The 25,244-nt window shown below is 64.1% G+C and carries 27 protein-coding genes; 9 read left to right on the forward strand and 18 right to left on the reverse strand.

What is annotated here, in order from left to right; all coding sequences use genetic code 11:
• Positions 1–3: 3 nt before the first annotated feature.
• A complete protein-coding gene (locus tag CETAM_RS13160; RefSeq protein WP_407923937.1) occupies positions 4–1,026 on the forward strand; it encodes a GmrSD restriction endonuclease domain-containing protein in 1,023 nt (340 codons plus the stop codon).
• A gap of 94 nt (positions 1,027–1,120) precedes the next feature.
• Here CETAM_RS13160 and CETAM_RS13165 read toward each other — a convergent pair whose 3' ends face one another.
• From CETAM_RS13165 to CETAM_RS13210, 10 genes are all read right to left on the reverse strand, one after another.
• Positions 1,121–2,524: an MmgE/PrpD family protein gene (locus CETAM_RS13165; protein ID WP_156229264.1), complete on the reverse strand. Its 1,404-nt coding sequence runs from the start codon at positions 2,522–2,524 to the stop codon at positions 1,121–1,123.
• The gene (locus CETAM_RS13170) at positions 2,521–3,714 is read right to left on the reverse strand and encodes a flavin reductase family protein (protein ID WP_156229265.1); all 1,194 of its coding nucleotides are present in this window, start codon (positions 3,712–3,714) and stop codon (positions 2,521–2,523) included. Before CETAM_RS13170 ends, CETAM_RS13165 begins: the two co-directional genes overlap by 4 nt.
• Positions 3,715–3,721: 7 nt before the next feature.
• Positions 3,722–4,960: an acyl-CoA dehydrogenase family protein gene (locus CETAM_RS13175; protein WP_156229266.1), complete on the reverse strand. Its 1,239-nt coding sequence runs from the start codon at positions 4,958–4,960 to the stop codon at positions 3,722–3,724.
• A gap of 30 nt (positions 4,961–4,990) precedes the next feature.
• Positions 4,991–6,583, reverse strand: a complete 1,593-nt coding sequence (locus tag CETAM_RS13180) for a class I adenylate-forming enzyme family protein (RefSeq protein WP_156229267.1) — start codon at positions 6,581–6,583, stop codon at positions 4,991–4,993.
• Positions 6,580–7,362 (reverse strand): citryl-CoA lyase, encoded by a 783-nt coding sequence (locus CETAM_RS13185; protein WP_156229268.1) that lies wholly within the window; start codon positions 7,360–7,362, stop codon positions 6,580–6,582. The genes CETAM_RS13180 and CETAM_RS13185 overlap by 4 nt, the downstream gene beginning before the upstream one ends.
• Entirely contained in the window at positions 7,359–8,555 is a 1,197-nt protein-coding gene (locus CETAM_RS13190) for a CaiB/BaiF CoA transferase family protein (protein ID WP_156229269.1), read from the reverse strand. The genes CETAM_RS13185 and CETAM_RS13190 overlap by 4 nt, the downstream gene beginning before the upstream one ends.
• 73 nt (positions 8,556–8,628) lie before the next feature.
• Positions 8,629–9,033, reverse strand: coding sequence for an acyl-CoA thioesterase (locus CETAM_RS13195; RefSeq protein WP_156229270.1), 405 nt, complete (start codon positions 9,031–9,033; stop codon positions 8,629–8,631).
• On the reverse strand, positions 9,030–9,806 hold the full coding sequence (locus tag CETAM_RS13200) for an enoyl-CoA hydratase/isomerase family protein (protein ID WP_197085757.1): 777 nt from the start codon (positions 9,804–9,806) through the stop codon (positions 9,030–9,032). Before CETAM_RS13200 ends, CETAM_RS13195 begins: the two co-directional genes overlap by 4 nt.
• Positions 9,807–9,835: 29 nt before the next feature.
• Entirely contained in the window at positions 9,836–10,339 is a 504-nt protein-coding gene (locus tag CETAM_RS13205) for a peptidase associated/transthyretin-like domain-containing protein (protein WP_156229271.1), read from the reverse strand.
• Positions 10,336–11,160, reverse strand: coding sequence for a dioxygenase family protein (locus CETAM_RS13210; protein WP_197085758.1), 825 nt, complete (start codon positions 11,158–11,160; stop codon positions 10,336–10,338). The genes CETAM_RS13205 and CETAM_RS13210 overlap by 4 nt, the downstream gene beginning before the upstream one ends.
• A gap of 435 nt (positions 11,161–11,595) precedes the next feature.
• Here CETAM_RS13210 and CETAM_RS13215 point away from each other — a divergent pair, with 435 nt between their 5' ends.
• The 8 genes from CETAM_RS13215 to CETAM_RS13250 all read left to right on the forward strand — a co-directional run bounded on the left by CETAM_RS13215 (position 11,596) and on the right by CETAM_RS13250 (position 19,202).
• Positions 11,596–12,357, forward strand: a complete 762-nt coding sequence (locus CETAM_RS13215; RefSeq protein ID WP_156229273.1) for an IclR family transcriptional regulator — start codon at positions 11,596–11,598, stop codon at positions 12,355–12,357.
• Between the two features lie 2 nt (positions 12,358–12,359).
• Positions 12,360–13,586, forward strand: a complete 1,227-nt coding sequence (locus CETAM_RS13220) for a CaiB/BaiF CoA transferase family protein (RefSeq protein ID WP_156229274.1) — start codon at positions 12,360–12,362, stop codon at positions 13,584–13,586.
• Positions 13,586–14,380 (forward strand): citryl-CoA lyase, encoded by a 795-nt coding sequence (locus CETAM_RS13225; RefSeq protein WP_156229275.1) that lies wholly within the window; start codon positions 13,586–13,588, stop codon positions 14,378–14,380. The genes CETAM_RS13220 and CETAM_RS13225 overlap by 1 nt, the downstream gene beginning before the upstream one ends.
• Positions 14,381–14,395: 15 nt before the next feature.
• A complete protein-coding gene (locus CETAM_RS13230; protein WP_156229276.1) occupies positions 14,396–15,808 on the forward strand; it encodes an MFS transporter in 1,413 nt (470 codons plus the stop codon).
• A 210-nt stretch (positions 15,809–16,018) separates the two neighbouring features.
• On the forward strand, positions 16,019–16,582 hold the full coding sequence (locus CETAM_RS13235) for an RNA polymerase sigma factor (RefSeq protein WP_156229277.1): 564 nt from the start codon (positions 16,019–16,021) through the stop codon (positions 16,580–16,582).
• Between the two features lie 70 nt (positions 16,583–16,652).
• Positions 16,653–17,600, forward strand: coding sequence for a thioredoxin-disulfide reductase (gene trxB / locus CETAM_RS13240; protein WP_156229278.1), 948 nt, complete (start codon positions 16,653–16,655; stop codon positions 17,598–17,600).
• A 21-nt stretch (positions 17,601–17,621) separates the two neighbouring features.
• Positions 17,622–17,945, forward strand: coding sequence for a thioredoxin (gene trxA / locus CETAM_RS13245; protein WP_156229279.1), 324 nt, complete (start codon positions 17,622–17,624; stop codon positions 17,943–17,945).
• Positions 17,946–18,032: 87 nt separating this feature from the next.
• The gene (locus CETAM_RS13250; protein ID WP_156229280.1) at positions 18,033–19,202 is read left to right on the forward strand and encodes an N-acetylmuramoyl-L-alanine amidase; all 1,170 of its coding nucleotides are present in this window, start codon (positions 18,033–18,035) and stop codon (positions 19,200–19,202) included.
• A 4-nt stretch (positions 19,203–19,206) separates the two neighbouring features.
• Here the strand turns inward: CETAM_RS13250 and CETAM_RS13255 are convergent, their stop codons facing one another.
• The 8 genes from CETAM_RS13255 to rpmH all read right to left on the reverse strand — a co-directional run bounded on the left by CETAM_RS13255 (position 19,207) and on the right by rpmH (position 24,355).
• Positions 19,207–19,869 carry a hypothetical protein gene (locus tag CETAM_RS13255; protein ID WP_156229281.1) on the reverse strand — a complete coding sequence of 221 codons (663 nt, stop codon included), beginning with the start codon at positions 19,867–19,869 and terminating at the stop codon, positions 19,207–19,209.
• Positions 19,870–19,881: 12 nt separating this feature from the next.
• Positions 19,882–20,925, reverse strand: a complete 1,044-nt coding sequence (locus CETAM_RS13260) for a ParB/RepB/Spo0J family partition protein (RefSeq protein ID WP_156229282.1) — start codon at positions 20,923–20,925, stop codon at positions 19,882–19,884.
• Between the two features lie 5 nt (positions 20,926–20,930).
• Positions 20,931–21,815, reverse strand: coding sequence for a ParA family protein (locus CETAM_RS13265; RefSeq protein WP_156229283.1), 885 nt, complete (start codon positions 21,813–21,815; stop codon positions 20,931–20,933).
• A 56-nt stretch (positions 21,816–21,871) separates the two neighbouring features.
• Positions 21,872–22,525: a 16S rRNA (guanine(527)-N(7))-methyltransferase RsmG gene (gene rsmG / locus CETAM_RS13270; protein ID WP_156229284.1), complete on the reverse strand. Its 654-nt coding sequence runs from the start codon at positions 22,523–22,525 to the stop codon at positions 21,872–21,874.
• A gap of 76 nt (positions 22,526–22,601) precedes the next feature.
• Complete coding sequence (yidC, locus tag CETAM_RS13275) at positions 22,602–23,564, reverse strand: membrane protein insertase YidC (RefSeq protein ID WP_156229285.1); 963 nt, start codon at positions 23,562–23,564, stop codon at positions 22,602–22,604.
• A gap of 6 nt (positions 23,565–23,570) precedes the next feature.
• Positions 23,571–23,837: a membrane protein insertion efficiency factor YidD gene (gene yidD, locus CETAM_RS13280; protein ID WP_156229286.1), complete on the reverse strand. Its 267-nt coding sequence runs from the start codon at positions 23,835–23,837 to the stop codon at positions 23,571–23,573.
• Positions 23,830–24,198 (reverse strand): ribonuclease P protein component, encoded by a 369-nt coding sequence (rnpA, locus tag CETAM_RS13285; RefSeq protein WP_156229287.1) that lies wholly within the window; start codon positions 24,196–24,198, stop codon positions 23,830–23,832. The genes yidD and rnpA overlap by 8 nt, the downstream gene beginning before the upstream one ends.
• 13 nt (positions 24,199–24,211) lie before the next feature.
• Positions 24,212–24,355: a 50S ribosomal protein L34 gene (rpmH, locus tag CETAM_RS13290; protein ID WP_156229288.1), complete on the reverse strand. Its 144-nt coding sequence runs from the start codon at positions 24,353–24,355 to the stop codon at positions 24,212–24,214.
• Positions 24,356–25,244 lie beyond the last annotated feature (889 nt).

Raw genomic sequence — 25,244 nt, forward strand, 5'->3', positions numbered from 1 at the left:
ACCATGATGTTTCGGCGTTTGATCACAGTTTCCGGAGCAGTGCTGACCGTGGCCCTGGCCGCAGTGGGGTGCACATCGCCTGATGAGGGAACGTCCGGTTCAGGCGCGGCGGAGACCGCCGTCTCATCGGCAGTGGATGCCACCGCCCTGTCCTCTGCCGACACCACCACCTTGGAAACCGGTGACGGGGCGGCAGGGAGCGCGTTCGCCGCGCTGGAGTCCCTGGCGGTCAAGGGCCGCGCCCCGAAGACCGGATACGACCGGGAGCAGTTCGGGCCCGCGTGGGCGGACACCGACCACGACGGCTGTGACACCCGCAACGACATGCTCGCACGCGACCTCGCCTTCGAGACCTTCCGGCCCGGAACCCACGACTGCGTGGTGCTCACCGGTGTGCTCGATGACCCCTACACCGCCACCGAGATCCACTTCCTCCGGGGCCAGGAGACCTCCACAGCCGTCCAGATCGACCACGTCGTCGCCCTGTCGGATGCCTGGCAGAAAGGCGCCCAGCAACTCGATGAGGCCACCCGCACCGAGTTCGCCAACGATCCGTTGAACCTGCTGGCCGTCGACGGGCCGGCCAACATGCAGAAGGGCGACGGTGACGCCGCGACGTGGCTACCGGCCAACCGGCCCTTCCGCTGTGACTACGTTGCCCGGCAGATCGCGGTGAAGGCACGTTATGACCTGTGGATCACCGCTGCGGAGAAGGACGCCATGGGCAAGGTGCTGGCCACCTGCCCCGGCCAGGTGCTTCCCGACGATCAGACGGCGGCCACCGTCTACGAGGTGGACACCACGGCCACTCAGTCACCGGAACCTGCTCCGGCAGTGGTGACGGACCCGGTGGTCGAACCTGCGGCCGTTGCCCCGGCACCGGTGGCGGAGACGGGTGGCCTGGATCCCCGGTTCAGCAGCTGCGCGAAAGCCAAGGCCGCCGGTTACGGACCTTATGTCGCTGGAGTCAACTCCGAGTACCACTGGTACGGCGACGGGGACAACGACGGTATCAACTGCGAATAACAGGAATGAATGGCTGTGCGTGTGGAACTCACAGCCATCTCCGGTGGGACCGCTTTCAGGAGTACGGTCCCTCCACCAGAATTCACACCCGCACCTACTCAGGTGTGTGCTGACTCATGAGGGCGTTGATCACCTCATTGATGTCTGCCACGGAGCGAATATCCAGGATAGCGGCCTCCAGGGTCTCCTGTTGGGACGGCTCCAGCGGGTAGGGCGCGTAGTCGAGGCAGTCCTGGAAACCACCGGCGTGCTCAGCTTCAGTGAGCGGATTGCCGGGGTAGCCGGGACCGATCGGCAGAAACTCCGCCCAGATCTCGCCCGCGAAAGTACGCAGCAGGAAACGAGTGGCGGAATGCCCGCTGATCATCGGGTCATGATGCACCCTGACCCGCTCATGCAGCGGATGGTCCACGAGCTCCGCCACTGCGGTCGGCTCGAAGTCTGCCAGTCTGGATTCCCCCCGGACAATGGCGTTGACGATGCAGTACTGCGCACTGAACTGCGCATTGACCCGCGGGTTTGAGCCGGGCTCGAATCGCTGTCCGATCAGGTTGAAGGCGAACTCCGGAAGGTAGAGGTCAATGGCCTCGATATCATCTGCTGTGATGTCAAGAGCCCGGATGCTCCGGAAGGCGAGATCCGTGGGGCCCTGGGCGAGACCGCAGCACGGGTACTTCTTGAAGAAGTCGTTGATGATCTTCCATTCCGTACCCAGCCCGGCGACCAGATCCTCGGCCTCGACCTGATCGCGGCCCCAGAGATGCGCATAACCGAAGCGTCCAGCGAGGAAGTTCTCCGGGCCCGTGAAACCGAGCTGTGCCAGCTGAACACACTGAATCGCGTTGGAGGCCGCGAAACCCTGGATCAGCCGCACAGCGAGACTGGCGTCCGTATTGGACTGGAAACTGCCTGCGGAACGGTTGAAGGCCAGACCGAGGGCATTGATCGTCTCCTCTTCGCTGAGCTCCAGCAGTCGGGCTGCGGAGGCCGTGGCCGCAAAGACGCCGACCACACCGGTCGGGTCGAATCCATCGAACTGCTCCTCCGTCAGATTCAGGCTGGCACCGACCTCAAGACCAACCAGCACCGCAGTCTCGAACTCCGCCCCGGTGCACGGACCCTTGAGTTCCGCCGCAGCCAGCGCAGCCGGAATCACCGAGGAACCGAGGTGTAGTCCGGGAACCATGAGATCGCAGTAATCAAGCGCCCGGGCCATGGTCCCGTTGAAGAGGGCGGCGTTGACGGCCGGCAGGTGGTCGCCGAAAATGATGCTCCTGGCTTCCGGGACCCCACCCTGTCGCAGAAGATAACTGCGCAGCTCCGCGATGCCGTCCTGGTCTGCACCGGCGACCATTGTCCCGAAGATCGTCCTGATCACGCTGCGAACCACCTGCCGCACCTCCGGCGGTATCTCCTCACCCTGGAAGTCGGTGACGAACTGCCCCAGTTGCTGTTCGGGTGCCAGGGTCCGCACTTCCAGAGCGGGTGTCGTGGTCATCGGACGTTCTCCATCTCTCGGGTATCGGTGTGCCTGCTGCCGCTATGGGCGCGGGATGCGATCTCGAGCAGGCTACGGCCGCAGTCCTCAACCTCCGGGACGGAGAGGCGCGGCAGGTGGGAGAGTCGCAGCATCAGGGTGCATCTGCCGTCGGAATTGAGAATCGGGGCCACCAGGCTCGCGCCGGGGTGTCGTCCGGTGTTCCGCGCATCGGGCGGCAGGAGATCAGATGCCGCCTCGGTCAGCAGGTTCCGCAGTTCCCGGTCACGTGCCGGGGTGATTTCTTCTGTGCCGTAGTTGACCAGCGCAGGGAAGAGTCGGCTGTCACGGTAGGGGCCGGTGTGGGAACCGGTCCAGCCGTTGGCCTGCAGATGTGTCAACCGCTGGCGGGAGATCCCGGCGATATCCTCGCCCATGCGGTCCGCCTTGGCGAACCAGTCATCGATGGCTGATTGCGGTGCATTGGTGAGGAACACCTCACCGAACGGGGGAGTCAACGGAATCTTCGAACCGATGACCGTGGCGGCGGACAGGTTCTCAGCCTTGGCCACTGCGACGGCCACGGCATGGTCTTCGACCAGGGCATAGGCCGCGACCTCGCCATCAGTGGCGGTCGCCAACTCCTCCATGTCGGTGCGGATGCTCTGCACCAGCTGCACTGCCTCGGCAATGATGGCGTCGCTGGGGGCGACGAAGGAACGGGGAACGAAACCACCGTAGCCGCCCTGGAAGAAAAGCAGGGGCGGCACCGGCCGGTGGATGGTGACGTCCTCCACCAGTCCAGTGACGAAGTGGTGGTCTCCGGCGGGCGCCACATCCGCCAGGGTGCAGTCGATGCTGAGTACGACGTCGTCCAGGACGGGGGAACCATTGGTGGAGGGAGTCCAGTTCAGGCCCGCGAATTTGTCCGGCTGCCGACGGGTCAGTGCCCGACAGACGTCCTCCTGATCGTGGGCGAAGATGTTCACGGTGAAGAATCCGGCCTTCTGCACCTCGGCCCAGCTGCGGGACTCCCGCATGGGGAAAAAGCCGACGAGAGGGGGGTCGAGGGAGACGGAGTTGAAGGTGCCGACCACCAATCCGATGGGCTGCCCCTCGGCATCGATGCTCGAAATGACGGCGACACCGGTGGGGTGGTGCCCCAGGGCCTCACGGAAGAGTGCGGGATCAAGATGATGAACGTTGGTCATGATGGCCTCAATTCAGGGTGGCGGGGACGATGCCCATCGGCGGCGGAACTTCAGTCAGACCCAGTTGAGGTCCGACCCAGTCAATGGCACGTGCCTGAAAATTGTTGGTGGCGTGGGTCTGGCAGGCCAGCAGGTCCGTCATGTAGCGGCCGAAGGACTCGGTGTTGTAGACGCCTGCAGCGCCGGCGATCCGGTACAGCTCGGTGCCGTAGCGGGCAGCACGGGCAGGGATGATCGCTGACTGGAAACGGAACTCATTCAGACGCTCAGCGGAGATACGAGGTCCGCCCTCCGCCTCGGCGATCAATGCCGCGTAGTTGGAGTACAGGGTGGTCTTGGCCTCGGTGATGAAGGAACGCGCCTCGGCAATCGCCAGGGTGGCGGCCGGATCCTTCGGGTTCTTACGGCGGCGGACCATGAACTCAACCAGATCATCGGTGAAGCCCTGCAGCGCGCCGAGCGCCGTGGGTGCCTGGGTGGCGCGGGAGAAGACCTGGAAGAAGGGCAGGCGGTAGAGGAGCCCGTCATTGACAGCCAGTCCCGGCGCGGCGCCCTGGTATACATCGTTCCAGGTCAGGGTGCGGTACTCGGGGACGAACACATCCTCCAGGATGATGTCGTTGCTGCCTGTGGCGCGCAGTCCGGAGACGTCCCAGTTGTCGATGACCTCGTAGTCCATGCGCGGGATAAGGAAGACATGACTACCGGCGGGGCCCGGTGCCGGGGTTGGCTCGCCCTCGATATTTGCGCCCAGCAGGGCCCAGTCACAGTAATCTGTGCCGGAGGCGAATTTCCAGGTGCCGGAGATCAGATAACCGCCCTCCACCCGGCGCGCCACCTGCGGCATGTAGGGCGAGCTGACAAGAGTGCGGGTGTCCCTGCCCCAGACCTCCTTCTGCGCGCGGTCGTCGAAAAGCCCCAGGTGGAAGTGGTGGATACTGGTGACACCATGAACCCAGCCGACGGAGGCATCCCCCTCGGCGAGGATGGTGGTGGCCTCGAAGGACTCGATCGGGGTGGTCTCCAGCCCACCGTGGCGGCTGGGCTGGAGCATCTGGAAGAGTCCCGCCTCCTTGAGGTCCTCGACAGTTTCGGGCAGCAGTCTGGTGTGCTTCGACTGTTCTGCAGCGCGTTCCTTGAGGACCGGAACAAGCTGACGGGCGCGACAGACGATCTCCGAGCCGGAGAAATCTCCCTGAATGAACTCCTGGAGGTGGGCGGTGGGCGAGAAGATGGCGGTGCTCATGCTTTTGTCCTTTCAACCGGTGTGGATCTGCTAATTCAGGGTGGTGAGATCGATGCTGTCCGCGATGAGTGTCTGGTCCTGCTTGAGGAGGTGCTTGGCCACCTTCCCGGTGGAGGTGAGCGGCAGCTGATCACGGAAGACAAGGTAGCGGGGTGCTTTGACGGGGCTGAGGGTGTCGGCGGCGTGGTCTCTGATGTCGATCGCACGGAGGTTCGCGTTCGGGTCGGGAGTCACGACCAGCAGCACCTCCTCATCTCCCATGTCGGAGGGGATACCGATGGCGGCGGCCAGGATGACATCCGGGTGTGCGGAGAACTCCCGGTCGAGTTCCGCGCCGGAGATGTTCTCCCCACGCCGGCGAATGATGTCCTTCCGGCGGGCGACGAAGTGGAACCAGTCGTCCTCATCCCGGCGGACCAGGTCCCCGGTTCGGAACCATTGCCCGACGAAAGCAGCGTCCGTCTGCTCGACGTCGTGGTAGTACCCGAGCATCACGGTGGGGGTCCTGACCCACAGCTCACCGACCTCTCCGACGGCAACGTCCTCCCCGTCCTCGACGATCCGGCATTCGGCCAGCGGTTGCGCGGAACCGGGGTGGGACTGCAGGCGGCCCATGCTGCCTGTGGGCGGTGCGGAATGGTAGGCGGTGGCCAGGACAGCAGGGATCTCGGTCATGCCGTAGCCACCCACCAGATGTGGCACATCAAAACGTGCGCGGAAGGCGTGGGAGAGGGATTCACGGATGCCGTAGACCTTGCGCAGAGTGTGATCGGGGTGGAATTCCTCGGCCGGGCGCTTGAGCAGGATTGCGCCGATGGCTTCGATCATGTTGGTCTGGGTGATCTGCTGCTCCTCGACGAGCGACCAGAACCGCGAAGCAGAGAATTTCGGCTCGATGACCAGCGTGGCGCCGGCGCTCAACGCCCCGGTCAGGGAGTAGAAGACGGCGTTGATGTGGAAGAGGGGGAGCATGACCAGGCAGCGGTCGGTGGGTTGGAGCCGGACACGGGCGACGAAACCTTCGCCGGCGAGCAGCAGCGTCCTCTGGGTGTGCAGCACCGCCTTGGGGTATCCGGTGGTTCCCGAGGTGAAGATGATGATGCAGCTGTCGTCGGGAAGACTCCTGTCTTCGGTGACCGGGGTCGCCGCCAGCAGTTCTTCTCCGAGGGGGTGGAGGATGCCTGACCCGGGGCTGGCGGCCGCGGCGAGTTCGGCGCGATCCACGGAGTGCAGCACGACCGTCGGATCAGCCAGCTCAATCATGTAGGACAGTTCCGGCGCGGTGAGGTCGGGATTCATGGGCACAAATATCGCACCTAGGCGGGCAGAGGCCAGCAGGACCAGCACGTGCCATCCGCTGTTCGGGGCGATCAGTGCCACCCGGTGGCCGCGCCGCACCCCGGATTCCCGGAGGTGGCCGGCGAGCAGGGCAGCCTCGTCGAGGCACTCCCCCCAGGTCCACTGCCGCTGCTGGTCAACGATCATGGTGCGGCCGGGGGCCATTGCGGCACGGCTGGCAACGAGGGCGTTCACGGTCAGGGTATGCCGGGGGTAGGAGGTGAGCACCTCTTCCGGGCTGAACTCATCCAGCTGCTCGGGTGCCAGGATACCGGTCTTCGTCACAGTTCCTCCCCGGAATAGGGGATGTTCTCGCGGACCAGCTTCCAGATGGTCTGGGCCATGGGGTCCCGCTCCTCCTCGACAAGATGGGAGACCAGACCACCGGCGCGGGAGACAGTCGCCAGGGCGCGGCTGGCGCTCAACGGGATGTCGATCTCCAGGAAAAGGGCACCGATGAGGCCGGTCGCGTTGACCGGCAGCGGCCTGCCACGATGCTTTTCGACGGCCGCTTCCAGGGCGAGGAGGCGTCGTAGGTGCGGACCGTCGATGTTCTGCTCCCTGGCGATCTCCAGCAGGCGCTGCGCCCGCGGATCCACCGGCTTGTGCACACGGTGGCCGAAACCGGGCAGCGGCTTCCCATTGTCGAGGTGGTCGGCGGCGGTGGCGGCGGCCCACTCCTCGACCGGCTGATCGCTGGCCGCAGCGTCGAGAAGTAGTGCGGCGCAGCCCTCCATGGTGCCGGCGTACTTCGGACCGACGGAGAGAAGACCGGCGGCCAGGGCCGCCTGGGATTCGTCGGGTACCGACGCCGCAGTGAGCCGGGTGATGATCGAGGTCAGGGTCCAGCCATGCTCCATCAGGGAGACCAGACAGCCGTCCAGCACAGTCTGCTCGGCGATGTCCGGGAAGCGGCCGGTGGCGAAGAAATAGATCATTTCCGTGAAGGATCGCTTGCCCATCAGGTCCTGGCAGAGATCATGGCCGGCGATCGTGATGGAGGAGGCGTCTGACTTGGCGATCCGGGTGACTGGACCGGTGGTGGCGTTGAGGGTGGTGGTCATGAGAGAACTCCTTCGGAGTGGAGAGCGGTGACCAGGGCGGCTTCGGCGATGTACTGGTGGGCACCGAGAGCGGGTGCCTCTTCGCTGGTCCGGCAGACCTCGCCATCGATGGACAGCGGCAGGCGGACCATCCGCATGTCGGACCGCTCACTGTCGAGGAACATCCCCATTGCCCTGACCTGCGGGTTCTCCGCAACATCGGCGATGGAGTGGATCGGGGCGCAGGGAACGCCCGCGGCCTGGAGGATGTCGTCCCACTCCTGCATGTTCCTTGTGGCGATGACCTCGGAGAGCAAAGGGTTCAGAACGTCACGGTTGGTCGTGCGGTCGTTGTTGGTGGCGAAACGCGGATCCTCCAGCCATTCCGAACGGCCGATGGCATGGGCCAGTTTGGTGAAGAGCCGGTCGTTTCCGGCGGTGATGACGATGGGTCCGTCGCTGGCGTTGTAGGCGCCGTAGGGGGTCAAGGAGTTGTGGCCTGTACCCACCCGCGGCGGGGTCTCACCGGAGGCCCCGAAGTCGGCGGAGTGCCGCGCGGACCAGTTCACAGCCGTTTCCAACAGGGACGTGTTGACTGTGGCACCCTGACCGGTCAGCTGACGGGTGAAGAGGGCGGTGAGCACGCCGATCACCGACCACATGCCCGTTCCCAGATCCACCACCGAGGGTCCGACCCTGGATGGTGGCCCAGAGGGGTCGCCATTGATGGCGACCATGCCACAGAAGGCCTGGAGCAGAGGCTCGTAGCCGGGGCGGTACTTCATCGGACCTACGTGCCCGAAGGCGGACATCCCGGAATAGATCAGGGCGGGGTTGACCTCGCGCAGGGTTTCGGAGTCGACACGCAGCTTGTACTCGACACCCGGGCGCAGATTGTGGATGAACACGTCCGCAGAGCGGATCAGCTGCAGGAAAGCCTCGTAGTCCTCCGGCTGATCCAGTGCCAGTTCGACCGACTTCTTGTTGCGGTTGACCAGGTGGAAGCTGACGCCCAGGTCGTTGATGAAGGGCGGCCCCCAGGTACGGGCATCGTCGCCACCGGGCTTCTCGACCTTGATGACCTCGGCACCGAGATCCGCGAGGATGCTGGAGGCGTAAGGTGCCGCGAGGTTCTGTCCCATCTCAATGACGGTGACGCCGGCGAGCTGACCGAGCGAGTTCAGTTGGGCGTTGGGCTGGTTGTTGAAGTTCATGGTCGCTTCCTTTGGTGGCGGTGATGAAGGGGAACTGCCTGCCCGGGGCCGGGTGGTCCCGGGCCGACAGGGGCTAGTCCTGGTTGAGGGTCCGGGCAACGTCGTCGGGCCAGGGGATGGACTTCCCGGTTTCACGGTCGGTGAGAACCAGCACGGCGCTGGACTTCGCCGAGAGGTGCTCTCCGTTGAACATCTCCTGGCTCAGACCGATGGAGGAGCGGCCCACCCTGGCCACTCGGGTGACGGTGTCGAGGATGGCGGGGAAGTGGACCTGCCGGGTGAAGTCGACTTCGACACGGACGAGGGCGATCAGGGCGTCCTCTCCGACGATCGGGCGGATCACATCAGAGAGGTATTTGAATCGGGCGTCCGCGAAGATCTCGTAGAACGCGGTATTGCCCACATGCTTCTGAAAGTCCAGGTCGGTGACCCGGATTTCGGTGGAGGTGGTGGCTTCAAGCTTGGTTGCGATGGTCATGCCGACACCTCCAGGCCTTTGACGGAGGAGCGGTAGGAACCGAGGGCCTCGGAGCGGTAGGAACGCATCCGCTCATTGGCGCGACGGCCCGCGAGCAGCCCCTCTGCCAGCGGCTGATCTGCGACCTCCATGTAGAGGCTCTTGGTGGCCTGGATGGCCTTGGCCGATCGCTGGGTGATCCTCTCCGCGAGTTCAAGGGCGTCCACGAAGGGGTCCTCTCCGTCAGCTACCCGGGTGATCAGGCCGATTCGGGCGGCCTCCTCGGCGTCGAGAAGCTTTCCGGTCAGGACCAGTTCCAGGCCCGCCTTGCGGCCGATCTGCTTGCTGAGGTTCGCCATGACCACAGCTGCGACGAGGCCGTGCTTGATCTCCGGATAGCCCATCCTGACGTCCGGACCGGCGATGGTGATGTCGCAGGCGGCGGCCAGACCGCAGCCGCCACCCACCGCGTAGCCCTGCACGGCAGCGATGATCGGCTTGTGCAGTTCAGAGATGGTCTTGTGCAGGTTATAGGTCAATCCGGCCCGGTATTCGACCCGCTCGGTCTGGTCCGGGGTCAGCTCCTCGAACTCGCCGACGTCGGCGCCTGTGCAGAATGCCCGACCGTTGCCACGGACGACGATCACCTCCGTCTCTTCACTGGTGGCGGCATCCTGGAGGGCAGCGATCATCAGCTCATAGGTTTCACTGTCCATTGCGTTGAGTTTCTCGGGACGGTTCAGGGTGAGAACGGTCACCTTGTCGAGCTGTTCGACTAGGAGCTTGGCAGTCATTTTCTTTCCTCTTGTCTGTTGGGGGAGTGTCAGAAGTCGGCGGTGAAGAAGAAGGTTTCCCGCGGCCCCTGCAGGTGGATATCGAAGTGGAAGTGCTTTTCGTCGCCACCCGGCTGGGCGATGATCCGGTTTCGCTCTTCCTCGGGGAGCAGATTAAGGAGAGGATCCCGGTCATTGGCGGCCAGCTGATCTGGGAAGTACATCTTGGTCACCAGAGGCATCGCCAGACCACGCATGACAATGCGGATGTCGAAGTGCGGGGCCAGCTTCTCTGCACCGCCGACCTCCATCTGGCGGGGACGACGCATCACGGTCCGGAATTTTCCGTCCAGGGTGCGGACCCTGGCGGACTGCTCGGCAGACCAGAGTTCGACGAACGCCCCGTAACCGAGGTCCTGACCATTACCATCGAAGATCTTTCCCTCGATGACGACCGCGTCGGGCTCATCCTCCCGGGCGGAGGAGACGACTTCGCTGGGGGTCATTGCGAAGCCGAAGAGCGGACCGCAGGTCTGGGCTGGAGTGATGATCATGCTTCGCTCCTCGGCTCAAAGGGGGTGGCGCTGGATCCACGGAGAACGATGTCGAATCGGTAGGCCAGCAGAGAGGGATTGCGGGGGAGCAGGGCGTTGGGATCCGTACGTACCGGGGGAGGCACCATTACGCCGGAACCGTCCAGAGTGGAGAAGTGTCGGGGCGGGCCCAGGGTCTCGGAGACGGATTCGTCCATGTCGAGCTTGGCGATCAACCTGTCCTGGCCACGGCGGTCGGGGATCGCATTGATCATCCGGTCATAGGCGATCAACGGGTCGCCCTCGAAGTAGAGCTGCGTAACCAGGCGGTGGCCGATCTCACGGCCCCAGACGCTGAGGTGGATGTGAGCGGCCCGCCACACACGGTTGCCGTCCTTGAACTGCGCCGGGTAGGCGCCGGGCTGGATGGTGATGAAGTGGTAGTTGCCCAGGTCATCGGTGAGGCAGCGGCCGGATCCCCAGAAGTTGGGATCCAGTGCGAAACCGGAATGGTCCTGGGAGTCACGGTAACCGCCGGCGGAATTGGCCTGCCAGACCTCCACCAGGGCGTTACGGACCGGGTGACCGTTGCTGTCCGTGACCCTGCCGAAGACCTTGATTCGGGTCCCGATCGGATCTGAGACGCCATGGGAGGTGAGGTCATGATCCAGGGGTCTGGTGCGGTCAATACCGAACACCGGACCCTCGAGGGTGTGGAACCAGTCCGGGGACAGGTGAAGTGGGGCCTGGACCGGCACCCGGAGGGTGCTCACCGCAGAGTTCGAATCAGCCAACGGCGGATCCAGAATCTCAGCTCTCTGGGTTTTCTGTGCGATCGTCATCTCTTTCCTTCCCGGCCTTGGGCTGCTGCCTGCGCAGTGCGCCCCCGGAGTTGTCGTCGGATGTGCCTGGGACATTCGAGCCAGTCACAACTTTCATGAGGTGTGATGCGAACGACACTATCCGACCACTGAGTGGACCGCAAGGTCCACTCAGTAGAAATTTTGGACTTGCCGGCGCAGTGGGGCCCCTTGTCCGCAACACGGGCAGGCCGGTGCGAGAAAAGGTTCCCTTCGGCAGAAAAGTTTCCCGAAAGCCTAGCCAACTCACAATGTTGCCCCTATAGTGATCCACACAACACTGATCCGCTGAGTGGACCTTAAGGACCATAGGATGGAACAGGATAGACTGGGGCAGAAACTGGAGAACACTGGCATTTTCCCAAGTCCCTCCAGTTAAGAACCAGGAATCCGCGTACAGACACAGAAGGAGGAGCCATGACCCAAGCTCCGATGCGCACCGTAAGTCGAGTCGCAGACCTCATCGATCAGTTCGACCACCTCAACCCCACCCGCGACCTCAAGGAACTGATTGAAGCCTCCGGGCTGCCGAAGTCCACTGTTCTTCGCCTGGCCACCGACCTGGTGAACCGGGGATTGCTCGCCATCAACAGCAAGGGTTACTACTCAATCGGTCCGGCGTTCCTACGATGGACTCGGCTGGCCCAGGAAATGTGGCATGTGGATGAGCAGACCTTGAACGTTCTGGAGTCGCTGGTCCGGGACCTCGGAGAAACCGCCACCCTCTACGTTCTCCAGGGCCGCTCACGCACCGCCATCGCCTCAGTCGACGGCACCCACGCAATCCGCAACGTGGCCCGGCTCGGCGAACCCCTTCCGCTGACCCGAGGAGCCTCAGCAATTGCACTGCTCTCCGGAAATCTCGCTCTGATCGACTCCCTGAAGAACGCCGCCCTGCTGGGAGAGGAGGAGAGCTTTGATGTGGACCAGCTGCGGACAAGAGCCGCGCAGGCCGCAGAACTCGGTTACAGCGAATCCCAAGGCGAACGCGAGGCGGATGCAGCCTCCATCGCTGTACCAGTTCGCAACCAGGAGGGTCGGGTGATTGCGGCCCTGTCAATTTCCGGACCCATCAGCCGCTTCGGCAGCGGCGTCCGCGACAAGGCTCTCGGTCGGATGATCGCGGCCAGCAATGTACTCAGCACCAACGGCATCGGTCCAGTAGGAGGACTTCTTTAATAATGAAACTATTGGATGGCATCAAGGTTCTTGACCTCACCAACGTTCTCTCCGGCCCATTCGCCGGCTACCAGCTTGCACTGATGGGGGCGGATGTCCTCAAGATCGAGGCGCTGCCCTTCGGAGACCTCGCCAGGAAGCTCGGGGCCTCCACCAGCCTGAGCGATCAGCTGATGGGCATCTCCTTCCTGGCTCAGAACAGCGAGAAGCGTTCGATGACGCTGAATCTGAAGTCAGAGGAGGGCAAGGAGGTCTTCGCCAGACTGGTGGAGTCCTACGACGTTGTCCTTGAGAACTTCCGGCCCGGTGTGATGGAACGGCTCGGCTTCGGCTGGGAGGAGCTGAAGCGTCTTAACCCCGGTGTCATCTACTGCTCAGTGTCCGGCTTCGGGCAGGAGGGACCGCTGCGGAAGCACCCGGCCTATGACCAGATCATCCAGGGAATGTCAGGGCTGATGGCTGTCACCGGTGATGATGAAACCTCCCCCCTGCGGGTCGGGGCACCCATCAGTGACACGATCGGCGGTTTCGCCGCCGCCTTTGCAATTTCCTCCGCACTGGTCAACCGCGCCCGCACGGGAGAAGGTGTCCACCTTGACGTCTCCATGCTCGACGCAACGCTTGTCGCCATGGGTTGGGTGGCCTCCGACTATCTGGTCGGTGGCCGACTCCCGGTGCCGATGGGTAACGAGAACCGCACCGCTGCCCCGTCCGGCACTTTCGAAACTTCGGATGGTGGCCTGAATATTGCGGCAAACAAGCAGGAACAGTTCGAGGCACTGTGCCGGGCAATCGACCGGACAGACCTGATCGAGGATCCCCGCTTCGCGGGGCGCGAAGCTCGCAAGAGCAACCGCACTGAACTCAAGGTGGAGCTGGATGCGGAGCTGAGCAAGCAGTCGAAGCGGCACTGGTCGGCGGTTCTTCCCGAGGCCGGCGTGCCGGCGGCCCCGGTCATGAATATTGCCGAGGCGCTGGCTTCGGAGCAGATCGCCTTCCGGAAACTGGTGGCCACCCTGGACCTCGGAGATGTGGCCGAGGTGCCGGACAACGCAATCGGGGCCGCGGGGACAGTCAGTCTCCTGGGTTCGCCGGTGCACATCAACGGCACAGCGGTGATCCCGAAGGTGCGCCCGCCGAGGCTTGGAGAACACACCACACAGGTAATGACACAGCTCGGGTTCACCGAGAAGGAAATTTCGGAGCTGCAGCGAAAGGAAGTCGTCTGATGCAGAAATCTGATTGGTGGCACACCGAAATCTCGGATATCTCACCGGGAGTGATCCGGTACCACGGCTACTCGGTCGAACAACTGATCGCCTCCGAGGGGGTGAGCGTGGGCTCCATGATCTGGCTGATGACGCGGGGAGAGATACCTACCCCTCTCCAGGCGAAGCTGCTGGAGCGCGCGATGATCGCAGCTGTGGATCACGGCCCGCAGGCCCCTTCGATCGCGATCGCCCGGATGGCCATGACCTGCGGAGTGGACATCAACAACGCGATGGCTTCAGCGATCAACGTGCTCGGTGACGTGCACGGCGGCGCTGGCCAGCAACTCATGGAGCTGGTGTCGGAGATCATCGCTGACGGTCGCCCGGTAGAGGTGGTGGTGTCCGAGAAACTCCGGGAGTTCCGTGCCCGGAAGAAACACATTCCAGGCTTCGGACATCGATTTCACCCCAGGGATCCCCGCCGTGACCCGCTCCTGAGGCTGGTCGAACAGGCGCGGGATGCCGGGGAGATCGAAGGTAAGGCTCTTGAGGTGACCCTGGAAATCGAGAAACAAATCAGTGCGGGTCGCACACGTCCCATCCCCATGAACATCGACGGCGCCACCGCTGTCATCTACTCAGAACTGGGTTTCAGCCCGATGCTCGGGCGTGGCCTGTTCGTTCTCTCACGGTCCATCGGTGCCCTTGCTCACGCAAATGAAGAATTCCAGTCCCAGATGCGCAACAAGGGTCCCGAGAACCGCACAGTTCTTCCCAACTATCAAGGTGCCGCCCCGAGGGACGTCCCTTAAGCGAAAGGAATCGCAATGCACGAGAATTCCCGAGAGGTTCGCCATGACAACGCCGCGGCAACGGCGGTCCTGGCCCCTCAGAAGTACGGTGCAAACCCCACCCTATCAGCAGGTGACAGTACGCACTACAACAAAACTCTCGCCCGGAAAGCCACCTTCGCCGGTGGCGTGGGCACCCTGATCGAGTACTACGAACTCAGCGTGTACGCCTTCCTCGCGCTGATCATTGGTCCACTGTTCTTCCCCTCCGCCAACCCGACCGTGAGCACCATCGCCACCCTCGGCGTCTTCGCTTCGTCCTTTCTGATGCGCCCCATCGGCGGCTGGTTCTTCGGACACGTGGGTGACAAGTACGGCCGCAAGGTCGCGCTGCTCGGCTCCGTCGGTCTGATGTCCATGGCATGTCTGCTGATGGGCATGCTTCCGACGTTCGCCCAGATCGGCGTCTTCGCCACGATGGCCATCATTCTTCTGCGTCTGGCTCAGGGTTTCGCGGCCGGCGGTGAGATCGGTGGCTCCGCCACCTACATCGCTGAAACCGCCCCTCCCGGCAAGCGTGGCAAGTACGGTTCAGCGACCGCAATCGGTGCCACCCTCGGCTTCGCAGTTGCCTCCGCCACGGTGGGACTCACGCAGCTGGCACTGACCGATGAGCAGATGGTGGCCTTCGGATGGCGCATCCCCTTCCTGCTCTCGGTGGTGCTCGCCGCGATCGCACTCTGGGGCCGCATGCACATCGAGGAATCCTCGGACTTCAAGAAGCTCGGGGAGAAGTCCATGGAAGTGGAGAAGAGCCCGATCATCGCGGTGATCAAGGCCCACCCGGGGCAGATCCTCCGTCTGGTGGGACTGTCCATCGCCCTGAACGGCACCGTCTACATCGGTTTGACCTACTTCGTCATCTACCTGCAGATGGAAGGCTTCAACGCCACCGGTGTCTCCTGGGTTGCGGCAGTGTCCATCGCAGCGGCGACGCTGTTCTACCCTTTCATCGGTTCACTCTCGGACCGTTTCGGACGCCGAGCGGTGCTTCTTGGTGGATACATCGGCTTCGCGCTACTGGCCATCCCCACCTTCTACGTGATGTCGACGACCTCCAGCTTCCTGGTAGTGGCGGTCTTCTACTGCGCCTTCATGATCTTCAGCGGCGCCTCACAGGTGCCCACCTGGGCCCTGGCCGCCGAGCTTTTCCCGGTGAAGGTCCGGTTCACCGGCATCGCCCTCGGCTACAACATCGGCACCATCGTCGCCGGTGGTACCGCTCCGCTGGTGGCCACCTACCTGGTCCAGACCACCGGCAGCTCGATCGCTCCGGCCGGCTGGGTGATCCTGGTGTCCATCATCGGCATCATCTCTGTGGCAACCATCAAGCGTCGCGACAACGTTCCGCTGCCCACCACCAAGGAGGAACTCGTCTCGGTCGGCTGATGCCGGTCTTCCCGGTAACGCAGCTGTGACAGATCCGTCCGGTGGGGAGTGAGCACCCCACCGGGCGGCTGTCGCACGTCCGGATGCGGTCCTGGTGCGGCAGCAGCACCAACCTCTGCCCATCACGGTGTGCATGGCGTCCAGCCACCGGGCGGCTCCAGAGGGGATCGGGTCCAATGTGTGTGTCAGCGAAATTTTCTGGGGGGAAAATTGGCACACACCGACGGTCTGCTTGTCGAGAATTTCATCGGCGGGGATCTCCGCGCCTTCACCGAGATCGTTGAACGGCACAGGGCCCGTCTTCTGTGGGTGGCCCGGAAGTACGGGCACAACGAGGATGACGCACAGGACATCCTCCAGGAGGCGCTGTTCAAGGCCAGCTGCAACCTCCACACATGGCGCCATGAGTCATCGCTGAGCACCTGGCTGCACCGTTTGGTGATGAACTCGGGCTGGGACTTCCGCAATCACCGCCGGCAGTTCGAGGTGCCCACCCTCGACGATGACTCCCTGCCCCACGACATCAATCCGCACCTGGCCATCGACCCGATAGGGGAGCGGGACAAGATGCTGCAGCTCGAGGAGTCCCTCGCGCGCCTGCGCCCCGATCAGCGGACCGCGCTGTGGCTCATCGACGTCGAGGGTTACAGCATCAACCACGTCGCTGAGCAGGAGGGCGTGCAGCCCGGAACCATCAAGTCCCGCCGCTCCCGGGCGCGGGAGGCGCTGCGTGAGCATCTGCTGGAGGAATATTCGCCGGTGGTCGGGCGTTGACCCTCAGGTGAGCCCCCTGAGAGGGGAACTAGACTGGGTGGAATCCCACCCGAACAACGCAGGAGAATTCATGACCGCCCAGGACACCATCCACGACGTCGTCATCATCGGTTCCGGCCCGGCCGGCTACACCGCCGCCGTCTACGCCGCTCGCGCGGAACTCAAGCCCCTCATCTTCGAGGGTTACGAGTACGGCGGTGCCCTGATGAACACCACCGACGTGGAGAACTTCCCGGGCTTCAAGGACGGCATCATGGGGCCGGAGCTGATGATGGAGATGCGCGCCCAGGCCGAGCGTTTCGGCGCCGACCTGCGCATGGAAATGGTCGACTCCGTTGAGCTCGAGGGCGACGTGAAGAAGATCCACGTCGGTGATGACGTCTACTCCGCCCGCACCGTCATCCTGGCCACCGGCGCAGCCGCTCGCCTGCTCGGTGTCCCGGGTGAGGACAAGCTCATGGGCCGCGGAGTCTCCACCTGTGCGACCTGTGACGGCTTCTTCTTCAAGGGTGCCGAGATCGCTGTCGTCGGTGGCGGCGACTCCGCCATGGAGGAGGCCATCTTCCTGACCAAGTTCGCCGACAAGGTCACCCTCATTCACCGCCGCGAGGGTTTCAGCGCCTCCGCCATCATGCTCGAGCGGGCCCGTTCCAACGAGAAGATCGAGTTCGCCCTGAATAAGGTCGTCGACCACGTCATCGAGGGCACCGGCGACAAGCAGAACAAGGTCGCGGGCATCATGATCCGCGACACCGTCACCGACGAGCTGTCCGAGCTGCCCGTCGCCGCCATGTTCGTCGCCATCGGACACGACCCGCGCTCCGAGTTCCTCAACGGCCAGGTCGAACTGAAGGACGGCGGCTACGTCAAGGTCGACGAGCCTTCCACCGCCACCTCCGTCCCGGGCGTCTTCGCCTGCGGAGATCTCGTCGACGACCACTACCAGCAGGCCATCACCGCAGCCGGCTCCGGATGCCGCGCCGCGACCGATGCCGAACACCACCTCGCCGCTCTCTAGACAACCCGTAAGGAGAATCACATGAACAACATCATCGAGGTCACCCAGGAGAATTTCCGCGAAGTCGTCGTGGAGTCGGACAAGCCGGTCATCGTCGATTTCTGGGCCGAATGGTGCGGGCCGTGCAAGAAGCTCAGCCCCATAATCAAGGAGGTCGCGGACGAATTGGGCGACCAGGTAACCGTCGCCACGGTGAACGTCGACGAACAGCGCACCTTGGGCGCAATGTTCCAGATCATGTCCATTCCTTCTGTCCTGTTCTTCAAGGACGGGGAGAAAGTCGATGAATTTGTCGGGGTTCGCCCGCGTTCCCACATCATGGCGAAGCTGGAACCACTGATGTAGGTGGTACCGTTGGGACCCGACAGGCAGCACCGGCCGACTTTCTACGGCTCGGATAGGATCTGGATATCTGACCCTGGAAGGAGCGTCGTGACCAAGAGCTTTCGTGTCGGCGACCGCAGCCCGAGGGTGGCGGAAGCGCGTTCAACACTGGCGCGGCTGGGGATGATGCCCGGCTACCAGTCCGCCCTCTCCGATAAATACAGTGAAGAGGACAAGCTTTTCGAAGCCGCCCTCGCCGACGTCCTCAAGGCCTTCCAGCAGTCACGCGGCATCGTCCCGTCCGGCAACATCGATGAGATGACTCTGCGGGAACTCCGCCACGCCTCCTACCAGCTCGGTGCCCGCGTGCTGTCGTACCAGCCCAACAATGAACTCATCGGCGACGACGTCTCCCAGCTCCAGGACCAGCTCCAGGAGCTCGGCTTCTACGCCCACCGCATCGACGGCCACTTCGGTGAGTCCACCCACGAGGCCGTCGCCGCTTTCCAGCTCAACTCCGGCCTGCAGGACGACGGGGTGTGCGGCCCGGACACGATCCGCGCCCTCAAGCTCCTAGGCCGACGTATCACGGGCGGCAGCCCCCTGGCCATCCGCGAGCGCGAGAAGGTCCGCAACGCCGGACCCAAACTGGCCGGCAAGCGTGTTGTCATCGACCCCGCTCTCGGCGGCACCAACAAGGGCCGTTCCGTCCGGGGTCTGTACGGGGAAATCTCCGAGGAGGAGATCCTCTGGGATCTGGCCTCCCGCATCGAGGGCCGCATGATCGCCGCAGGCATGGAGACCATAAAGTCCCGCCCCCGTATGGATGACCCCTCGGTCACCGCGCGGGCCGAGATCGCCAACGCTTTCGGCGCCGACCTCGTGGTTTCTCTTCAGGCGGACAAGTACCCCAACGAGAAGGCCTGCGGCATCGCCACGTTCTACTTCGGCTCCGAAACGGGTAACAGTTCCCTGACCGGGGAGACCCTGTCCGGTTACATCCAGCGGGAGATCGTCGCCCGGACCGATTTTCAGAACTGCGGCACCCATGCCCGCACCTGGGAGCTGCTGCGTCTCACCCAGGCACCGGCCGTTGAACTCGTCGCCGGTTACCTCTCCAATCCGGAGGACGTCTCCCGGCTCACCGACCCGGCTGTCCGGGACGCCATCGCGGAAGCCGTCGTGGTGGCGGTAAAACGTCTGTATCTTCTCGACCGCGACGACCAGCCCACCGGAACCTACAAATTCTCGGAGCTCCTGCAGGCGGAACTGGGCTGAGGCCTCAGGACATCGCCATCCGCTCAACCAGCTGCTCCATCGCCGCGACGCTGAAGAGAGCGTGCTGAGGCGGTAGTTCGAGGCGCAGACGGGGAAGCACCGGATGGTCGGCGATGACCTGGAACCCGGCGGATTCCAGCACCGGAACCGACATCAGTCCGATATCGGATGCGGAGCGCAGGACGGCGCCGACCGGCCCCTCCAGCAGCTCGTCGACGTCGGCGCGGGCGAAGAAATCGGTGCGCCAGCCGAAGGCCTCCACGGCCCGGGCGTCGCGTTCCACGAGGGACATGATGGCGGCGTCGAGAAGCAGCGACTCGAGCCCGATGCCGGCGAAACCGGGGTCAATGAACAGCGAGGTCAACACCTCCGCGTCCTCGGAGACGGGGGCGGTGGGCAGTTGGCAGGCGCCGGGGGCGTCGTCACGCGAGCAGTACAGGACGGTGGCGACGGCGCGTTCCCGGTTGCTGCGTTCGAGGGAGAAGCCACAGCAGCCGTATTCGAGGAGCGTGGTGGTCAGCCAGGCCTCCTTCTCGAAGTCCGGGTCGCCCGAGGCCTGCACGACGGCGGCGGCTTCGGGATCGAGTTCCCAGAAGATGCTGCGACCGGCCTGCGGGTGGATACGACCGATCGTCTCCGGTCTCAGGGGACTGACTCTTGCGAACACGGCCGCGGCGTCCTAGTCGCGGCCTTCGATGAGCGCGAGGATGCGCTGGAAGTCCTCCGGATCGCCGAATTCGACGACCATGCGGCCCTTGCGTTTGCCCATGGTGACGGTGACCTTGGTTTCCCAGGCGTCACCGAGACGGTCGGCTGCGCGGGTGAACACCTCGGGCTGCGGGGTGGGCTCAGGCTGCTTGCGCTCGGGTTCGCCATCCCCGCGGTTGAGGAGGGTGACGGCTTCCTCGGTCGCACGGACGGACAGCCCCTCGGCGATGATGCGGTCCGCCAGCTCCTCCTGCGCCTCTGTTCCGAGCTTGAGTCCCAGCAGTGCCCGTGCGTGACCTGCGGACAGCACTCCGGCGGCGACACGGCGCTGCACGGGGAGCGGCAGCGCGAGCAGACGGATGGTGTTGGTGATCACCGGACGCGATCGGCCGATGCGTTCGGCGAGTTCAGCCTGGGTGACGTCGAATTCCTCGAGGAGCTGCTGGTAGGCGGCGGCCTCCTCCAACGGGTTGAGCTGGACGCGGTGGATGTTCTCCAGGAGGGCGTCGCGGAGCATGACGCCGTCGCCGGTGTCGCGGACGATGGCGGGGATGTTCTGCAGTCCGGCCCGTCCGGCGGCACGCCAGCGGCGCTCACCCATGATGAGTTCGTAGCCTTCGCCTGCGGGACGCACGACGATCGGCTGCATGAGCCCGAATTCACGGATGGAGTGGACGAGCTCGGCGAGCGCCTCCTCGTCGAAGACCTGCCTCGGCTGCTGCGGGTTGGGGACGATCTGCCCGATGGGGATCTCGCGGTACGTTGCGCCCACCTCAGGCGGCTGCTTCTCGACGCCCACCGGGGTCTTGTCCGTGCGCGGCAGCCCGGGTGCCGGGGTTCCCGGGACGGCCTTGTTCTCCTCGCCACGCGCACCCCGGGCGCGTGCCCCCTTGGTACCACCCAGGATGACGTCTGCGGCACCGTCTCCGAGCTTGGGGGAGCTGGTGGAGGGGCCGGCGGGGATCAGTGCGGCCAGGCCGCGTCCGAGGCCGCCCTTGCGCGTTTCCTGGTTCATGACACTTACCTTTCCGATTCTGCGGCAAGCCGCTGTGCGGTCTCCGGACTCACGCCGATGGGACCGGTGGATTCGACGGGCAGGAAGTCTCCTCGGGTGGCGAACTCCGTGACCGCTTCGAGGTAGGCGCCGGCGCCGCGGGAGAGGGGATCGTAACTCAGGACGGTCTGGCCGAAGCCGGGGGCCTCGGAGACCTTCACCGAGCGGGGGATGATCGAGCCCAGGACGACGTCGCCGAAGTGCGCGCGGACCTCGGTGGCCACCTGTTCGGAGAGCTTGGTGCGCGCGTCGTACATCGTCAGCAGGATGGCCGAGATGTGCAGGTTGGTGTTCAGGTGCTGGCGGATCATGGAGATGTTGTTCAGCAGCTGCCCGACACCCTCCAGGGCGTAGTACTCACACTGGATGGGGATGAGCACTTCGTCGACGGCCGTCATAGCGTTGATGGTCAGCAGACCCAGCGACGGGGGGCAGTCGATGAGCACGTAATCGAAGTCGTTGTCGGCGAGGAAACCGGAACCGCGGAGCGCGTCGTAGAGGCGGTACTCGCGGCGCACGAGGCTGACCAGTTCGATTTCCGCGCCGGCCAGATCGATGGTGGCGGGGATACAGAACAGGTTCTCGCTGGCGGTGGAGGGCTGGACCGCCTCCTCCGCCGTGGCCTCACCGATCAGCAGCTCGTAGCTGGAGGTGGTCCCCGCGCGGTGTTCGGCACCGAGCGCGGTGGAGGCGTTACCCTGCGGGTCAAGATCGATGACGAGGACCTTGGCCCCCGCCATCGCCAGACCGGCGGCCAAGTTGACGGAACTCGTGGTCTTGCCGACGCCGCCCTTCTGGTTGGCGACCGTGATCAGACGCGGCACTTCCGGCTTCGGCAGTTGGTCAACCATTGCTGCGACCTGACCTCTTCCTCGTTCAAATGTTGTACTGACTGGCTTGTCCAACCTTAGTGCACCCGCGGGATGCGGATAACTGTCGTCGGCTCAGCGAGGTGCGTGGTGCCCACGCTGAGGATCTCCGCCCGGCCACCACCGGCGCGGCGGATGACCGCGGCGTCACGCTCGAGCTCCTCGATGACGGAGGATCCCTTCATCGCCACCATGGCCCCTCCCACCTTCACCAGTGGCAGAGACCAGCCGGCGAGCTTACCCAGCGGCGCCACCGCACGGGAGGTGACGATGTCCACGCCCTTGCCCAGTGCCCGTCGGACGGCTTTGTCCTCGGCTCGGCCACGGATGACGGTGACGTTGTCCAGCCCGAGCAGGTCGACGACCTCGCCGAGGTAGACGGAGCGCTTGAGCAGCGGCTCGATGAGCGTGATGTCCAGATCGGGACGAGCGATGGCCAGGGGGATGCCCGGCAGCCCCGCACCGGAGCCGACGTCCGCGATGACTGCTCCGGGATCCATGACCTCACCGATGACGGCGCAGTTGAGGATGTGCCGGTCCCAGAGGCGCTCAACCTCCCGCGGGCCGATGAAGCCACGGGTGGAGCCGTCGGTGGCAAGCGACCGGTGGTAGGCCTCGGCCAGGGACAGACGCTCGCCGAAGACGGCGGATGCTGCAGCGGGGGCGGGTGCCAGCTCAGGGGTCTCGCTCATGTCACACAACGATACAGCCACCGGGTTCCCGGGACGGGAACACGGTGGCTGGATGGGCACTGCGCGAGGGAAGGGGTTACTTCTTCTTGCGCTTCTTCTGAACGGTACGTGCGCCCGGTGCCGGGGCGGTGGTGCGCTTGAGTGCCTTGCGGGCCTCCTCCTCGGCCGCCTCTTCCTGGTCCATCTTGCGGAAGAGGTAGCGCTGCTGGAAGAAGGTCCAGATGTTGTTGGACACCATGTAGAACAGCAGGCCGATGTGCCACAGGAAGCCGGTGAACAGGATGGTGGCGGGCATGAACCACAGCATCATCTTGTTCATCATGCCCATCTGCATGGCCATCATCTCGGCATTGTCTCCGGTGGGGGCCGCCTGCTTGCCGGAGGCGATGCGCTCCTTCTGCCGGTCGATGGACATGCGGGCGTTGAAGTGCGTGGCCACCGCGATGATGAGGACCAGCGGGACGGCCACCAGGATGGTGTCGATGCGGGAGAACTCGACGTTGGGGAAGGCCGCGTACATGTCCGAGGGCATGGAGATGTATGCGGACAGCGGAACCCCGAAGAATGTCGCGTCCATGAAGGACTGCACATCGTCGACGCTGAAGATGTAGTTCGGAGTGTTGTAGTTCTCCTCGATCGACAGGCCGAGCTGGCCGACGCCCTCGCCGGTGCGGTTGAAGGAGCGCAGAACGTGGAACAGACCGATGAAGACGGGGATCTGGACCAGCATGGGCAGGCAGCCGAGGACCGGGTTGACGCCCATCTCCTTCTGGAGCTTGCGCGTCTCCTCCATCATCTTGGTCTGGTCGTTCTTGTACTTGTTGCGGATCTCAGCCATCTTCGGCTGCATGTCCTGCATCTTCCGCCCGGAACGCAGCTGATTCATGGTCGGCTTGAACATGATCGCCTTGACCGTGAACGTCAGGAAGATGATCGACAGCACCCACGTGATGCCGAGGTCTGGATCGAGCACAAAGCTGAATACCTTGTGCCAGAACCACAGGACGGCCGAGATCGGCCAGTAGATGAAGTTGAGCACTGTGTGTCAGGACTCCTTGGTGTCGGTTGGTGTCAGGTCCGCGCCCGGCACAGGGTCATACCCGCCCGGATGCCATGGACCGCACTTGCTCAGCCGCGCCATCGCCATGACAGCGCCTCTGGCCGCCCCGTGGCCGCGGACGGCGTCGAGAGCGTAGGCGCTGCACGTTGGTTCGAAACGGCAGGTCGACCCCATCTTAAGGGGCGACAGGTACTTTTGGTAGAAGGTCACCGCGGCCGCCAGGCCGCGGGCGACGGGGGAGAGCTCACGCATCTGTGACCCCCAGCCGTCTCAGCGCCTTCCGGATGTCGCGTTCCAGATCGCTTGTCGACGCCGCGCCCGCCGACGCCAGCGCCCGCACCACCAGATCGGTGGTGTCGGGCATCAGCTCGAAGAGCCCCGCGCAGACATGGCGAAGCCGCCGGGATGTACGGTGACGGATCACCGCATTGCCGACGGCCTTGGAGACGATGAGCCCGACGCGGGGACCGCCCTGATGGGCGATCCCGGCGTCGGGCCCGGTGCTGTGGTCCAGAAGGTGGACCACGACGGTGCGTGTGCCGGCACGGCGTCCACGCTTGATCGTCCGGCCGAATTCAGCCGGCGACGTGAACTTGTGCTGCTTCGGTAGCACCGATGCAACCGCTTTAAGCGGTCAGCTTGTCGCGGCCCTTGCGACGACGGGCCGAGACGATGGCGCGACCCGCACGGGTGCGCATCCGGGTACGAAAGCCGTGCACGCGTGCACGACGACGGGTGTTCGGCTGGAACGTCCGCTTGCCCTTGGTCACGGTGTTCTCCTCTGTGTGAGGCGGCGGGCCGGACGGGACCGGTCGGCCGCTGCTAAGTTTCTTGACGGTTTGAGATGCCTCTACGGACGGGACACACTCTCGTGGCCCTGCCTGTGGTGGCGTGCAGCTCCGCACAGACGCGCGGCTGAATGCCGCGGCCCGAAAATCCGGTGCCGACACTGCTCTCACAACACATCCGCCGGCGCGGATCCTTGGACAGGATGCATCCGGCGGTGTGACAGACCATCACAGACTACGCGAATATCCCACCCTCGAACAAATTGACGCGCGACCGTGACGATGATGGCCCAACGGGTGCCCCTGAAATGACACGGATGAGATTTTCTTCCCGTCCACCGGCGGGTTTGCCGTTTCCTCCTGCGCGGTCCCGGTACCACGGTGGGTCGCCACCGAGTTTTCATGAAACTGCAATCCGAAGCAATGGACATGAGCATGCCGACTTGGGTAACAATGAGAGAACTGACAAGGAATCACAGACACCCATCAACAGCCCTGTGGATAAACGCGCGTTTCCTTCCGGGCGCCGCCCACGAGGGACGCATTCATGCAGGTGGGAGGCCTTCCGCCGGCGAATCTAATTATCCACAGGTGATGAGATAGGCTGTGGAAAGATTTGCCGCGCAGAGTTCTCCACACCTGTGGATAACTCTGTGAAATACGAGGTTGCGGCCACAATCCCCATGGGGATGAGGCCTGTGAAAAGACGCGGTGCGCAACCTCCACCATCGGCTGAAAACCATCACCGCGTCGCCGCTGAGCAGCAGGCAGAGCACAGACTTTGATCCCGATCGAGTCCGGCCACGCCCGAGCGAACCGGACGAGACATTTAAGGAGCACCACCAGGTGACAGAAGACCAGCAGTCACCAG

Origin of the sequence: Corynebacterium comes (assembly GCF_009734405.1) — a bacterium.
Taxonomy (GTDB): domain Bacteria; phylum Actinomycetota; class Actinomycetes; order Mycobacteriales; family Mycobacteriaceae; genus Corynebacterium; species Corynebacterium comes.

Coding starts and splice junctions, on each gene's coding strand:
- CETAM_RS13160 (WP_407923937.1), top strand. CDS start 4: ATGATGTTTCGGCGTTTGATCACAGTTTCCGGAGCAGTGCTGACCGTG.
- CETAM_RS13165 (WP_156229264.1), bottom strand. CDS start 2,524: ATGACCACGACACCCGCTCTGGAAGTGCGGACCCTGGCACCCGAACAG.
- CETAM_RS13170 (WP_156229265.1), bottom strand. CDS start 3,714: ATGACCAACGTTCATCATCTTGATCCCGCACTCTTCCGTGAGGCCCTG.
- CETAM_RS13175 (WP_156229266.1), bottom strand. CDS start 4,960: ATGAGCACCGCCATCTTCTCGCCCACCGCCCACCTCCAGGAGTTCATT.
- CETAM_RS13185 (WP_156229268.1), bottom strand. CDS start 7,362: ATGACCACCACCCTCAACGCCACCACCGGTCCAGTCACCCGGATCGCC.
- CETAM_RS13190 (WP_156229269.1), bottom strand. CDS start 8,555: ATGAACTTCAACAACCAGCCCAACGCCCAACTGAACTCGCTCGGTCAG.
- CETAM_RS13195 (WP_156229270.1), bottom strand. CDS start 9,033: ATGACCATCGCAACCAAGCTTGAAGCCACCACCTCCACCGAAATCCGG.
- CETAM_RS13200 (WP_197085757.1), bottom strand. CDS start 9,806: ATGACTGCCAAGCTCCTAGTCGAACAGCTCGACAAGGTGACCGTTCTC.
- CETAM_RS13205 (WP_156229271.1), bottom strand. CDS start 10,339: ATGATCATCACTCCAGCCCAGACCTGCGGTCCGCTCTTCGGCTTCGCA.
- CETAM_RS13210 (WP_197085758.1), bottom strand. CDS start 11,160: ATGACGATCGCACAGAAAACCCAGAGAGCTGAGATTCTGGATCCGCCG.
- CETAM_RS13215 (WP_156229273.1), top strand. CDS start 11,596: ATGACCCAAGCTCCGATGCGCACCGTAAGTCGAGTCGCAGACCTCATC.
- CETAM_RS13220 (WP_156229274.1), top strand. CDS start 12,360: ATGAAACTATTGGATGGCATCAAGGTTCTTGACCTCACCAACGTTCTC.
- CETAM_RS13225 (WP_156229275.1), top strand. CDS start 13,586: ATGCAGAAATCTGATTGGTGGCACACCGAAATCTCGGATATCTCACCG.
- CETAM_RS13230 (WP_156229276.1), top strand. CDS start 14,396: ATGCACGAGAATTCCCGAGAGGTTCGCCATGACAACGCCGCGGCAACG.
- trxB (WP_156229278.1), top strand. CDS start 16,653: ATGACCGCCCAGGACACCATCCACGACGTCGTCATCATCGGTTCCGGC.
- trxA (WP_156229279.1), top strand. CDS start 17,622: ATGAACAACATCATCGAGGTCACCCAGGAGAATTTCCGCGAAGTCGTC.
- CETAM_RS13260 (WP_156229282.1), bottom strand. CDS start 20,925: ATGAACCAGGAAACGCGCAAGGGCGGCCTCGGACGCGGCCTGGCCGCA.
- CETAM_RS13265 (WP_156229283.1), bottom strand. CDS start 21,815: ATGGTTGACCAACTGCCGAAGCCGGAAGTGCCGCGTCTGATCACGGTC.
- rsmG (WP_156229284.1), bottom strand. CDS start 22,525: ATGAGCGAGACCCCTGAGCTGGCACCCGCCCCCGCTGCAGCATCCGCC.
- yidD (WP_156229286.1), bottom strand. CDS start 23,837: ATGCGTGAGCTCTCCCCCGTCGCCCGCGGCCTGGCGGCCGCGGTGACC.